Source organism: Litoreibacter ponti (assembly GCF_003054285.1).
Taxonomy (GTDB): Bacteria; Pseudomonadota; Alphaproteobacteria; order Rhodobacterales; family Rhodobacteraceae; genus Litoreibacter; species Litoreibacter ponti.
The window spans coordinates 569060-582159 of record NZ_QBKS01000001.1; the positions used below are offsets into that span (position 1 = coordinate 569060).

Here is a 13100-nt window from a genome sequence, read left to right on the forward strand (position 1 = left end):
AAATTTACACCAACACCGCGCCCTTGGTGCCGATCGCGTCTTCGCCGGTGTCCTCGCCCATCAGCATCTCGTTATGCGGCGCGCCGGAGGGGATCATCGGGTAGCAGTTCTCGTGCTTCTCGACGCAGCAGTCGAAGACGACCGGGCCCTCGTGGTTGAGCATCTCCATGATCGCGTCGTCCAGATCGGACGGATCCTTGCAGATGATGCCCTTCGCGCCGAACGCCTGCGCGAGAACCACGAAGTCAGGCAGGGCCTCGGACCACGAGTGCGAGTAGCGGTTGCCATGGAGCAGCTGCTGCCACTGGCGCACCATGCCAAGGCGCTCATTGTTCAGAATGAACTGCTTGATCGGCAGATCGTACTGACGGGCCGTGCCCATCTCCTGCATGTTCATCAGCCACGACGCCTCGCCCGCGACGTTGATCACCAGCGCGTCCGGATGCGCCACCTGCACCCCGACCGAGGCCGGCAAGCCGTAGCCCATGGTGCCAAGCCCGCCCGAGGTCATCCAGCGGTTCGGGTCGTCAAAGCCCAGATATTGCGCGGCCCACATCTGATGCTGGCCCACCTCGGTACAGATGTAGCGGTCCTTGCGGTGCTTGGTCAGCGCCTCGAGCCGCTCCAGTGCGTATTGTGGCTTGATAATCGTTTCGGAGTTTTTGTAGGCAAGGCAACGCTTTGCCCGCCACTCTTCAATCTGCTTCCACCACTTGGACAGCCCTTCCTTGTGGGTCTTGCGGCCGCGGGATTTCCACACGCGCAGCAGGTCTTCCAGCACATGGGCCACGTCGCCGATGATCGGCACATCCACATGGATCACCTTGTTGATCGAGGACGGGTCGATGTCGATATGGGCCTTCTTGGAGCCGGGCGAGAACGCGTCCACCCGGCCCGTGATCCGGTCGTCGAACCGCGCGCCGATATTGATCATCAGATCGCAGTCATGCATCGCCATATTGGCCTCGTAGAGCCCGTGCATGCCCAGCATGCCCAGCCACTGATCGCCCGAGGCCGGGTAGGCGCCGAGGCCCATCAGGGTCGAGGTGACGGGGAAGCCGGTCTCCTTGGCCAGCTCGCGCAGCAGCGCGGTGGCGCTGTCGCCGGAATTGATCACGCCGCCGCCGGAATAGATGATCGGGCGTTTGGCGGTCTCCATCATCTGGGCCAGCTCGGTGATCTTCTCGATATCGCCCTTCACCCGCGGCGCGTAATGCGCGGTCGAGGCGGATTTGGGCGGGGTATAGTGCCCCTTGGCGAACTGCACGTCCTTCGGGATGTCGATCAGCACCGGGCCGGGGCGACCGTTGGTGGCCACGTGGAACGCCTGATGGATCACGTCCGACAGCTGATCGGTGTCTTTCACCAGCCAGTTATGCTTGGTGCAGGGGCGCGTGATGCCGACGGTGTCGGCCTCCTGGAACGCGTCATTGCCGATCATGAAGGTCGGCACCTGGCCCGTGAGCACGATCATCGGGATGCTGTCCATCAAAGCGTCCGTCAGGCCGGTCACTGCATTCGTAGCACCCGGGCCAGAGGTCACCAGCACAACGCCCGGCTTGCCCGTCGAGCGCGCGTAGCCTTCGGCGGCGTGGGTCGCGCCCTGCTCGTGGCGGACGAGGATGTGGTTGATCTCGGTCTGTTGGAAGATCTCGTCGTAGATCGGCAGCACGGCGCCGCCGGGATAGCCGAATACGGTATCGACACCCTGATCGATCAGGGCCTGGACCACCATCTCTGCGCCGGTCATCTGCTTGCTTGCCATCGTGCTGTCCTTCACGTCTCTCGTTTCATCTGCTCACAAAAAAGCCCCCGTCGTTTGGCGGGGGCGCATGGGGTACCGTTATGGCGTGTCGCTACCGACCCATGCACCGTTTTCCTAGAATGACGACTACGTTGTTCACGCCGTGCTCCTTTGCAAGTGCGCAGACATTATCAACAGGGGCAGAGGGGTCAACAGGCAAAAGGCTGAATTTTCTGTCTCGTGGCGCGATTTTTGGGTATTTTTGTTTCGTGAGAGGTGTGGAATGGGGAAGGATTGCAAAATGAGGGGCGCATCATGGCGGAAATGACTCAGATTACCCCGTTCATCTACTGCCGTGATCTCGAGGCGCAGCGACACTTCTTTGAGCGGATTCTGGGCTTCACCTGCGGATTTCAGGCGGACAATTACGCGTTTCTGCGCCGGGACCGGGTCGCGGTGCGTCTGCTCGAAGTTGACTTCGACCTGAGCGATGAGCGGCGAGAACAAATGGTCTATATCGACGTCGATGATGTGGATGCGCTTTGGGCCGAGCTGGAACCTGCGCTGTCCACCTTGCCCGAGGGCCGGGTGCGCCCACCTTTTAATCAGCCCTACAACCAGCGCGAGTTCCACGTGAAAGACGAAGGGGCTTGCCTTTTATTCTTCGGCATGGCTCACCCTTTCCCCGGAGACAGCTAACGGGGGCGAGATGGCCAAAACACGCATGATCCACGAGTTCGGCATGGGCACGTCCCTGCGCCGCCGCGACTATACAGAGGCCGCGTCCCGCGCGATCAAGGACGCGTTGTGGCACAACTCGATCAACGTGGCGGAAGCGTTCGGCTTCGACAAATCCGACATGATCATCGACGTGGAGATCGGCGCGCAAGATCCCGATGCGGTCGATGTGGATCAGCTGGTGGCCATCTTCCCTTACGGCCAGCCATCCATCACTGTGGGCCTTGGCGGGCTGGACGTGCCGAAACCCGACGGCTCCGGCGTGACGGTGATCGTGAATGCCGCCGTGATGGTCAGCTTCGATATGGAGCCCGCGTGATGGAACATCGCATCATTTTAGAGATGGGCACGGGCAACGATCTGTACGGGCGCGACTATACCAAGGCCGCCAAACGCGCGATCCAGGACGCGCTGCACCATTCCTCCATCGTGCTGTTCAAGAGCCTTGGGATCGACCATTCCGAGATGCGCGTGCAGGTCACCATCGGCGTGCAGAAGCCCGAGGAGCTGGACATTGATGCGCTCACCGCCGAGCTGCCCCGGGGCCGTGCGAAGGTGACGGGCGTCAAGGGCGGGCTCGATGTGCACGACGCCGAGAACGACCAGACCCATGTCATTGCGACCGCGGCGATCGAGGCCTTCATCCCCGTGGACGCCGCCCAGTGGAAGCTGACCGCGCGGTGAGCCGAACGGCTGCAACGGGCGAGGCTAGGGGGCGCTGATGGACGATCGCGCGCCGGATTTTCTGGTCGAGTACCGCAGCACACTCGTGGCGGGCGAGAAGGTGCCGCTGCATCTGGAGATTTTCGCGCCGGATGTCCGCTCAGTCGGCACCGTGCTGTTCTTTCATTCCGGGGGCTTTATGGGCGGCTCTTACCGGGCCGGGCGCAAACTGGCGCGTGATGCCGTGGCGCAGGATCTGACGTTTGTCTCCGTGGAGTACCGACTGAAGGCCAAGCTTGACGCGCTCACCTCTGACTGGGCGCCGCAGGTGCTGGAGCGTCAAGCGAGCAGCCCCAAAGCTTTTAAGCTGGCCCGCCGGTTTTCCACCGCCCCGGCGCTGGCGGCAACGGAGGACGGACTAGCCGCGCTTCGCTGGATCGAGGAGAACCGCCTGCAATACGGGCTGGGTGCAGCGCGGCAGGCGATCCTCGGTATCTCGGCGGGCGGCATCGTTGCCGCGAATATGAGCTTTCTTGCCCCCGCGATGGGGGTGGCGCGCCCGCCGGTCTCCGCCGTCTCGATCCTGTCCGGCGCGCTGCCGAACCTGTCCCTGTGCGATCTGTCCCGCGGCCCCGCGCTGCAATGGCTGCACGGGCGCGGCGATGAGCGGGTGTCGGTCAACTCGGCGATCGCCGTAGCCGATGAGGCCGAGGGACGCGCGCCGCCGACGGATATGCGGGTGTTTGAGACCAAGCAGCACGGGGTGTGGCTCTACCGCAGGCGCGGGTTGCCGGGTAGCAGCCAAGCCAAGCGGCGGTCAGAGTTCTGGACCTTCCTGCGCGATAACATTGCGTTGGACGAACTGTAGGGTGCGATACGGGAGCCTTTCGGGGCGCTCATCTGTGCCGCGCTGCCATGGATTTGCAGCTTAAGTCGCAAAGCAAAAAAGCCGCACCCCAGGGGCGCGGCTTTTCCATCATCACCGGAGATGGTTCAGCTTTTCTGACGACGACGCAGAAGTGCCAATCCGCCAAAGCCCGCAAGAAGCAGCGGCAGCGAGGCGGGCAGTGGGACGGGGTTTACAGGCGGCTCTTCGGTCCTCTCGACATTGAATGTCAGGGTATAGTCCAACCCACTTACGCACTGAGGGCTTACGCCCGGGTTGGCAGGGACATAAGTAAACCCACAAGTGGTCTGACCATTGAAGAGGTTGCTGTAAACCCCCGGCCCCCGTGGATCGAAGGCAGGTGCAGTATACTGCGCCGGTCCAACATCGAATGTGCTACCCACCATATTCGCTTCAATGTTCTCAAGCTGGAAAATCGTTGGGGTATCGTCACTTTCTTCAACGGTCCAAATCGGTGCGTTTGCTCCGGATGTGCTTTGTGCAAGGAAGCCGCTGGGCACATTGAAAATGTTGGGCGCTTGAATGCTCGGGAGGTTCGTGGCCCAATCTAGCGTGGCGCCAACCAATTGAAATCCTGCCAAGATTTCTATCAGGAACACATCGGCCGTGTCAGTCGGTGCGTTTATTGAGCCTGAAAAAGTGTTGGCACCTTCGACTAACCTGAATAAACCGACCTGCTCTAGTCCGCCAAGAGTATCGTAATCGCCAGCTGGCAACCCATCCTCGGCCGCAATTGTCGCCTCATCAAAGGATCCGCTATATGGAACGATTGCAGGCACAGGACTTGCATAGGCAGCGGCCGCCGTCAGCGACATGGCAATTGCAGAAAAGAGAATTTTCATTGTTAGCCTTCCCAAAACAGGCCCCCTCAGTGGCGGGCCCTACTCGCAACTCGATAGAGCAAATAGTCAACAAAGTAAAATTTGGCCTGCAAATTCGCCTCTACCCCGGGGGAGTCGTAGACAATGCTCGCAAGGGGAGCCCATTGTCGCCTCAAAACTCCACACCCGTGCCCTGCAACACCCCATGCTCCATCGCATATCGGGTCAGCCCGGCGGTGGAGTTGATGCCGAGCTTGCGCTTGATGTTCTTGCGGTGGGTCTCGACCGTGTGCACGGAGATGTCGAGCTCGGCCGCGACCTCCTTGTTCGAGCGGCCTTGGGCCAGCTGCAACAGGATCGTCTGCTCGCGGGCGGTGAGAACCTCCCGCCCGTCGGAGGTCTTGGGGGACAGGGACGCGGTCGCGCCGCCGCACAGATAGGTCTCGCCGCGCATCACGGCCTGAATGGCTGTGTGGATTTCCTCGGTCGGGACATCTTTCAGCAGGTAGCCCTTGGCCCCGTGGGACATGGCGGTGGAGACATATTCCGGCGCGTCATGCATCGACAGGATCAGGATGCGGGTGCCCGGGTTCTGTTCCAGCAGGATCTCGGTCGCCGACAGGCCACCCAGCTGCGGCATGTTCAGGTCCATCAAGATCACATCGGGGGCCAGTTCCTCCACCCGGTCGACGACTTCCTGCCCGTTGCTGAGCGTGCCGAGCACCTCGATATCGTCGTAGCTTTCGAGGATGGCGCAGATGCCGTCGGCCACCATCGGGTGGTCGTCTACGATAATGACGCGGATCGGTCGGGTCATGCGGATTTCCTCGTGGTCTTCGGGTCGCGCTCGGTCTTCGGCGACAGCATATGCGACAGCGGGACGGAAGCTTCAATGATCGTTCCGTCCTGGCTCGACAACACCCGCAGGGTGCCACCCAGCTGGTCGATCCGCTCTTGCATGTTGCGCAGGCCCAGTCCGCTTGAGCGATCACTGTCGATGCCGCGCCCGTTGTCCTGCACCCGCATCGTGGCGCCCTGGCGGTGGCCGGAGACCTCGATCGTCACGCGGCTCGCCTCGGCGTGGCGCTCGACATTGGTCAGCGCCTCTTGCGCGATGCGGTAGAGCGCGATCTTGGCATCCTTGTCGAGCCTGTTGCGGAACACGACGGTCTGAAACTCGGTCTCGATCCCGGTGCGCTCCGCAAAGGCATCCACGAGTGATTTCAGGGCAGGGCCAAGGCCCAGATCATCCAGTACCCCGGGGCGCAGGTCCGAGGAGATGCGGCGCACCTCGTGGATCGCCTCGGTCAGCCCGCCGATCCCCTTGTCGAGGCTCTGGGATGCCTTCACATCGCCGCTCATCACCCGCTTTCTGGCCAGCTCCAGCGTGTAGCGGATGCCCACAAGGATCTGGCTGATACTGTCATGCAGCTCGCGGGCCACGCGGCCGCGCTCTTCTTCCTGCGTGTCGATGATCCGCTCGGTGAGCGCCCGGAGCTTGGCGTCGGCCAGCCGCCGCTCGCGCAGATTGAGCAGAAGGCCCGTGATGAAGACCCCAAGCAGGGCAAGGATCGTGATCAGCACGATATAGACGAAGGTGCGTTCGATGCGCGCCTGCGTCTCGGCACGTGCGGAGGCGACGGAGGCCAGCACGTCGTCGATGAAGACGCCGGTGCCGACGGCCCATTGCCAGCTTTGAAAGCCGGTCACATAGGCCACCATCATCGCCTCTTCGCCGGTGGAAGGCTTGGGCCACAGGAACGTGTGGTAACCCGCTCCGCCGCGCGCGATTTCTATCAGCGGGTCCACAACCGGCGTGCCAAGGCTGTCGGTCAAGCCGCTGAGGTCCTGATTGATGTAGTCGGTCTGGCGCGGGTGCACGATCGCGCGGCCGTCGTAGTCGTAGACGAAGAAGAAACCTTCCTCGCCATAGATCATCGCCGACAGGATGTTGGCCACGCGTTGCTTGGCGGTCTCGTCGTCCGGGGCGGCGTTGCCGTAAATGTAGTAGAAGCCGTTGCGCGCCTGGGTGACGTAATTGCGCAGCTCTTCCTTCTTGGTCTCGATCAGGCGCGCCTCGAGCTGGCTGATTTCGTTCTCGGCCAGCTGGCGCGACTGGTTGGCCACGATCCATGCGATAGCGCCGACGGCAAGAATCAGGGGCAGGGTGGCCAGAAGGGTGATCTTCTGCCCATAGCTCAGCCGGATGCTGTCACGCCATGTCTGCGCCCTTGAGGCCACGAGGCTTCCTCCCTTTTCGACAATTAGGCGGGCCTGCGGGCCGCGGTCAATGCGCCGGGGCATCAAAAAATTGCGCCCAGGGGGCGGATTCAGGCCAAAACTACCGGGAACCGGGTATTTACAGCGCCGCTTGCATCTCTAGGGTCCGCGCTACGTACGGGAGAGTGCCCCGCCGCATCAGAATGGCCGGGCACACGTCTATCAATGGGAGGATACCAAATGGATCGCCGTTCTTTTCTGAAAACTTCTGCGCTTGGCGGCTCGGCCGTTGCCGCAACCGCGCTGGCCGCTCCGGCCGTCGCACAGGGCAAGCGCCAGCTGACCATGGTCACGTCGTGGCCCCGCGGCTTCGCCGTGCTCGATGACGCAGCCACCTATTTCAACGAGGCCGTCAACGCCATGTCCGGTGGCGATCTGACCATCGACAAGAAAGCCCCGGGCGAGCTTGTGGGCGCGTTCGAGGTGTTTGACGCCGTGTCGTCCGGTCAGGCCGACCTCTACCACTCCGCCGACTACTACTTCATCGGCCAGCACCCGGCCTATGCCTACTACACCGCCGTGCCGTTTGGCGCGACGGCGCAAGAGCTGACCAACTGGTACTACCATGGTGGCGGCCAGGACCTGCATGACGAGCTGGGCTCGATCTTCGGTCTGAAGTCGTTCCAGTGTGGCAACTCCGGCTCGCAGTCGGGCGGTTGGTTCCGCAAGGAAATCAACTCCGCCGCCGACCTGCAGGGTTTGCGCTTCCGCATGCCGGGCCTTGGCGGCAAGGTGCTGGGCGAGCTGGGCGCATCGGTCCAGAACATCCCCGGCGGCGAGCTGTACCAGGCGCTGTCTTCGGGCGCTCTGGACGGTCTGGAGTGGGTTGGTCCCTTCGCCGACGAGCGCGCAGGCTTCCAGGAAGTCGCCAAGATCTACTACACCGCTGGTTTCCACGAGCCGGGCTCGGGTCTGTCCTGCGGCATGAACCTCGAGGTCTGGGAGTCGCTGTCCGATCAGCACAAGGCGATCATCGACAACGCCACCAAGGCCACCACCGCCTACCAGCTGTCCCAGACGCTCGCCAATAACGGCGCGGCTCTGGAGCGTCTGCAGGCGCAGGGCGTCAAGACCCTGCAATTCCCCGATGACGTGTGGGATGCCTATGGCGCGGCCTCCAAGAAGGTCATGGACGAGAACATGGGCGACGAGCTGTTCGCGCGCACCCGTGAAAGCTTCGAGACGAGCCTCGCGTCGTCCGCGTCCTGGATTCAGAAGTCCGACGGCTACTATGTCGAGCAGCGCACCCGCGTTCTCGGCGGCTAAGCCCGATCAGATTTATCTGATCTAGATCAAGTTGCGGCCCCGCGCCTTTGGCGTAGAAGGGGCCGCAACATCAGGGGCTTACACGACAAGCCTCAGGCAACTTTCCGGGGGGATCGCACATGCTCGACGGCATCATCTGGCTTGTCACCAACATCGCCATGGCCTTCTACAACACGGCCTACGCCCTGTTCACGATGGGCGACTGGCTGGGTTGGGTCCTGTGGGACAATTCCGCCGAAGACAAGCAGGCGCTCATGCGCTTTGTCTATTATGGCGGCTCCGTCGAGTTCTTCTTCTTCTGCATCACGACCTTCCTTGTGTTGCTCGCCATAGGCTTCTGGCGCAACGCGTTCATGTGGGGCTGCGTGCGCGCGTTGGAGGGCTTTGCCAACGTCATCGGGCGCGTGGCCGCCTGGGCCGGCCTGTTCATGGTGCTGCAGCAGATCGTGATTATCTTTGTGCAGCGCATCTTCGCGCAGGCTCAGATTTCCATGGGGCTGGGCATGACCTTCTCCAAGGATATCAGCTGGTGGGCCGAAGAGCTGAAATTCTACAACGCCTTGGTCGTGGCGCTTTGCGTCACCTACACCTTCGTGCAGGGCGGCCATGTCCGCGTCGACCTCGTCTATTCCGCGGTCAGTTACCGCACCAAGAAGGTGATCGATATGGCGGGCAGCCTGCTGTTCATGATGCCGATGGCGGTACTGACCTGGCTTTATAGCTGGTACTTCCTGTGGCGGCACCTGATCGTGCCGAACCCGTCCGCATCCGACACGTTGGACCGCCTGCTGGCCAAGTCCCGCGCGCTGCGCTGGAATGTAGAGACCATCGGCTTCTCGCCCAACGGCTTCAACGCCTATTTCCTGTTCAAGATCCTGCTCTGCGCCTTCACCGCGCTGGTGTTCCTGCACGCGATGGCGTTCTTCATGCGCTCCTACCTCGAATGGAAAGAGGGCCCCGAGAGCGATGGCAAATATCTTGATAAAGACCGACTTGGCGACGACGAAGCCGAGCTGGCAGCAGACATTCACTAAGGGGCAGGGACCATGCTTTTCGGATTAGACGGCGTCGAAATTGGCCTGATCATCGTTTTCCTGTGCCTGTTCGGCTCGATCCTGTCGGGCTTTCCGGTGGCCTTCGCCATTGGCGGCTCTGCGATCATCTCCTTCGGGATCATCGCGGCGCTCGACACGGGCGGGCTGCTGATCCACCAGGCGATCGACAAGAATGCACCCGAATACGCGGCCCTTCTATCAGAAGGCGTCAGGGCGGAGGCGATATCGGTCTTCCGATACCCCGACTTGCCCCGCATCGCGGAGCCGGTCTTCGTGCAGGGCTGGGAGACCGCGCTGGACCGCAACGTGTCCTTCATCGTGAACCGCATCAACGAGCGCGTGCTGGCGGGTGCCTCCATCGAGACGCTGCTGGCCGTGCTGATGTTCGTGCTGATGGGCATCACGCTGGAACGCTCCAAGATCGCCAATGACCTGCTGACCACCATGGCGCGCGTCTTTGGCCCGCTGCCGGGCGGACTGGCAGTTTCCGTGGTTGTCGTTGGTGCGTTCCTTGCGGCCTCCACCGGGATCGTGGGCGCAACCGTTGTGACGATGGGGCTGTTGTCCCTGCCGACCATGCTGCGCAACGGCTACTCGCCCGAGATCGCGACCGGCGTCATCGCCGCGTCGGGCACGTTGGGGCAGATCATCCCGCCCTCGATCGTGATCGTGCTGCTGGGCACGTTGGCCGGTGATTTGTATTCCGCCGCGCAGGAAAACCGTGCGATCCTTGCAGGCTGTACCGACGCGCTAACCTATCTCGGCGAGCCCGCCGTGGTGTCGGTCGGCACCCTTTTCCAAGCGGCCTTGCTGCCGGGCATCCTGCTGGCGCTGCTCTACGCGGGCTACGCGTTCTGCTACGCGCTGCTGAACCCATCGAAGGCACCGGCCGTGGAAATGGGCGCAGCAAACGCGGAACCCATCGCGCGCTCCGAGGCCTTCACCTGGTTCCTGTTCGCGCCCGTGGGTCTGGTCGTGGGCTTGATCCTGCTGATGCAGGTTAACGTGATCGGATCCCAGAACTTCACCGTCGACAGCTTCACCGACGCGGGAGAGGCAGCGTCGCTGCGCACCAATGTCTCGCCCGAATGCCAGGCCTCGATGATCGAGCTGCATGGCCAAGAGGCATGGGACGCCGCCGTGGCCGAGCAGAGCGCCATCGCAGAGGCCGGGGGCGTGCAGCAATCCGTGCGCCTGACCCCGGAAGAGCTGGAAGCCGCTGTGGCCGAAAAGGTTGCCGCCGCCGCACCGATCGGGACCGGCATCGCGATCACCATGCTGTTCTTTGCGATGATGTTTGCGCTGGCGCGGGGCGTCTCGCCCTCTGCCTCGCCCGTGCCGTTGATCGTGGGATCGGCGGGCATTTTGCTGATGGCGCTGATCGACGTGCTGGCCGTGTTCCCGACGACATCGCCGGGCACTACGCTGGTCTACATGGCGCTGCCGATCGCGATGATCCTTTACGGCGCGACCTTCGCGGCACGCAGGCTCGGGGCGAATGACCTGATCCGGGTTGTGTTCCCGCCGCTGGTGCTGATCGTCGCCGTGCTGGGCTCGATCCTTGGCGGTATCACCAACCCGACGCCCGCCGCGGCGCTTGGCGCCGGTGGTGCGATCATGCTCGCCGCCTACCGCAAGCTGCAGGACGAGGGCCGGTCGCCCCGGATCGTGCTGATCACCAGCTTCGCCATCGTGATCATGATCCTGCTCGGAACGAATTTCGACATGCGCATGAACATCGACGACGTGGCGTTCGAGAACGTTTTCGCCTTCGTCGTGGCGCAAGCCGCCTATCTTTACGCGATGTTCGGGCTGCTGTTCTCCTGCTACGTGCTGTGGAGCTACGGGGTGCTGAGCCCGGTGGTGCGCGAGACGGCAAAGGTCACGTCGATGGTGTTCACCATCCTGATTGGTTCGCAGCTCTTGAACCTCGTCGTGATCTCCTTCGGGGGGGAGCACTATATCCAGCAGTTCCTGCGCAGCTTCGATAATGAATGGACCGTGTTCCTGATCGTCATGCTGGTGTTGTTCATCCTGGGCTTCGTGCTGGACTTCCTCGAGATCATCTACATCGTGATCCCCATCGTGGGCCCGGTGATCTACGGCGGCACCATGGACCCGAAATGGGTGACGATCATGATCGCGGTGAACCTGCAGACGTCCTTCCTGACGCCGCCCTTCGGCTTTGCATTGTTCTACCTGCGCGGTGTGGCCCCGAAAGAGGTCACGACGGGCCATATTTACCGCGGCGTGCTGCCCTTCGTGCTGATCCAGGTGGCTGGGTTGGGCTTGTTGGCGGCGTTCCCGGGGGTCGTGACGATCCTGCCGAACCTGATCGGAAACTGATCAATGGGGGCGGCCTGTGAAGGTCGCCTTCGACACGTCAGGTGAGCTGCAACAGATCCCATCGGTTGCCCCAGGGATCGCGCCAGACGGCGACCTTGCCGTAGGCTTCTGACCGCGGCTCTTCCTCAAACACGACGCCATTGTCGCGCAGACGCGCGAAATCCGCGTCGAAATCATCGCTGTGCAGAAAGAACCCCACGCGCCCGCCGGTCTGGTTGCCGATGGCCGCGGTCTGGGTCTCACCTTGCGCGCGGGCCAGCAGGATGCGGGTTTCGGCCTTCGGGGACGGGGCGACAAGCACCCAGCGTTTGCCCGCGCCCTGATCGGTATCTTCAATCAGGGTGAACCCGACGCGGTCCACGTAGAACGCGATCCCGGCATCATAGTCCGGGACGACGATCGCAAAGCTGGAGATGTGCATCAGTCTTTGGGCGCGCGGGTGTCCGGCAGGTTGATCCGCGCGACTTGCTCTGCAATGGGATCGACCGATAGGGGATGCGTGTCCGCATCGAATTGCGACTCGTCGACCATCTGGACCCATTCCGCGCCGCGGAAGACCTCGAGCGCGGAAAAGCCCGCCTTGTAGCCCATCTTCGGCGAGCCGGGGACCCAGTAGCCAAGGTAGACGTAAGGCAGTCCCGCCTCCTGCGCGATGCGCACGTGGTCGAGAATAATGTAGGTGCCAAGCGAGTTGCGGCGCCAATCTGGGTCGTAGAACGAGTAGACCATCGACAACCCGTCATCGAGCACATCCGTCAGGCAGGTCGCGATCAGCTGCGGCTCGTCGCCGCTGCGATCCCAATACTCGATGACGCGGCTCTTGACCGGCGTCTCTTCGATCATTGCGGCGAACTCGAAGATGTCCATATCGGCCATGCCACCATCGGCGTGACGGCTGTCCAGATAGCGGCGGAACAGATCGTATTGTTCTTCGGTGGCCCAGGGCGAGGTCGCCTCGCGCTCAAGCATCTCGTTGCGCTTGAGGCATTTGCGCTGACCCCGCGACGGCTCGAAGTCGGCTACGCGAATGCGCGCCGACAGGCAGGCAGAGCAATCCGCGCAGGACGGGCGGTACAGCACGTTCTGAGACCGGCGGAAACCTTGCTTGGACAGTGTGTTGTTGAGGGTATTCGCATGCTCGCCCTGAAGGGCGGTGAACAACTTCCGCTCCCGGCGCGCGTCAAGATACGGGCAGGCTTGGGGGGCCGTCACGTAGAATTGCGGCGCAATGGGAAGCGTGTGACGCATGATACCCTAACTAGAAGAGCAATTTTGACGGA

The 13100-nt window shown here is 62.4% G+C and carries 13 protein-coding genes; 7 read left to right on the top strand and 6 right to left on the bottom strand.

Annotation, left to right across the window (positions count from 1 at the left end; translation table 11 throughout):
• Positions 1–4 precede the first annotated feature (4 nt).
• Complete coding sequence (locus tag C8N43_RS02975; protein ID WP_107844183.1) at positions 5–1765, bottom strand: acetolactate synthase 3 large subunit; 1761 nt, start codon at positions 1763–1765, stop codon at positions 5–7.
• Positions 1766–2059: 294 nt separating this feature from the next.
• On the opposite strand from C8N43_RS02975, the gene C8N43_RS02980 reads away from it, so the two are divergent.
• From C8N43_RS02980 to C8N43_RS02995, 4 genes are read left to right on the top strand one after another with little or no spacing between them, the layout of a single operon-like run.
• Positions 2060–2443, top strand: a complete 384-nt coding sequence (locus C8N43_RS02980; protein WP_107844184.1) for a bleomycin resistance protein — start codon at positions 2060–2062, stop codon at positions 2441–2443.
• A 10-nt stretch (positions 2444–2453) separates the two neighbouring features.
• On the top strand, positions 2454–2801 hold the full coding sequence (locus C8N43_RS02985; protein ID WP_107844185.1) for a Lin0512 family protein: 348 nt from the start codon (positions 2454–2456) through the stop codon (positions 2799–2801).
• Positions 2798–3166, top strand: a complete 369-nt coding sequence (locus tag C8N43_RS02990) for a Lin0512 family protein (protein WP_107844186.1) — start codon at positions 2798–2800, stop codon at positions 3164–3166. Before C8N43_RS02985 ends, C8N43_RS02990 begins: the two co-directional genes overlap by 4 nt.
• A gap of 37 nt (positions 3167–3203) precedes the next feature.
• On the top strand, positions 3204–4013 hold the full coding sequence (locus C8N43_RS02995) for an alpha/beta hydrolase (RefSeq protein ID WP_107844187.1): 810 nt from the start codon (positions 3204–3206) through the stop codon (positions 4011–4013).
• 125 nt (positions 4014–4138) lie between these two features.
• On the opposite strand, the gene C8N43_RS03000 is transcribed toward C8N43_RS02995, so the two are convergent.
• From C8N43_RS03000 to C8N43_RS03010, 3 genes are all read right to left on the bottom strand, one after another.
• Positions 4139–4894, bottom strand: coding sequence for a VPLPA-CTERM sorting domain-containing protein (locus C8N43_RS03000; RefSeq protein ID WP_107844188.1), 756 nt, complete (start codon positions 4892–4894; stop codon positions 4139–4141).
• 151 nt (positions 4895–5045) lie between these two features.
• On the bottom strand, positions 5046–5690 hold the full coding sequence (locus tag C8N43_RS03005) for a response regulator transcription factor (RefSeq protein WP_107844189.1): 645 nt from the start codon (positions 5688–5690) through the stop codon (positions 5046–5048).
• A complete protein-coding gene (locus tag C8N43_RS03010) occupies positions 5687–7177 on the bottom strand; it encodes a cache domain-containing protein (RefSeq protein WP_107844190.1) in 1491 nt (496 codons plus the stop codon). The genes C8N43_RS03005 and C8N43_RS03010 overlap by 4 nt, the downstream gene beginning before the upstream one ends.
• Positions 7178–7333: 156 nt before the next feature.
• Here C8N43_RS03010 and C8N43_RS03015 point away from each other — a divergent pair, with 156 nt between their 5' ends.
• From C8N43_RS03015 to C8N43_RS03025, 3 genes are all read left to right on the top strand, one after another.
• Complete coding sequence (locus C8N43_RS03015; RefSeq protein ID WP_107844191.1) at positions 7334–8419, top strand: TRAP transporter substrate-binding protein; 1086 nt, start codon at positions 7334–7336, stop codon at positions 8417–8419.
• A gap of 119 nt (positions 8420–8538) precedes the next feature.
• Positions 8539–9453 carry a TRAP transporter small permease subunit gene (locus C8N43_RS03020; protein WP_107844192.1) on the top strand — a complete coding sequence of 305 codons (915 nt, stop codon included), beginning with the start codon at positions 8539–8541 and terminating at the stop codon, positions 9451–9453.
• 12 nt (positions 9454–9465) lie between these two features.
• The gene (locus tag C8N43_RS03025; RefSeq protein WP_107844193.1) at positions 9466–11820 is read left to right on the top strand and encodes a TRAP transporter large permease; all 2355 of its coding nucleotides are present in this window, start codon (positions 9466–9468) and stop codon (positions 11818–11820) included.
• Between the two features lie 37 nt (positions 11821–11857).
• Here the strand turns inward: C8N43_RS03025 and C8N43_RS03030 are convergent, their stop codons facing one another.
• Positions 11858–12241, bottom strand: coding sequence for a VOC family protein (locus C8N43_RS03030; RefSeq protein WP_107844194.1), 384 nt, complete (start codon positions 12239–12241; stop codon positions 11858–11860).
• Complete coding sequence (locus C8N43_RS03035) at positions 12241–13068, bottom strand: arginyltransferase (RefSeq protein WP_107844195.1); 828 nt, start codon at positions 13066–13068, stop codon at positions 12241–12243. The genes C8N43_RS03030 and C8N43_RS03035 overlap by 1 nt, the downstream gene beginning before the upstream one ends.
• Between the last annotated feature and the right edge of the window lie 32 nt (positions 13069–13100).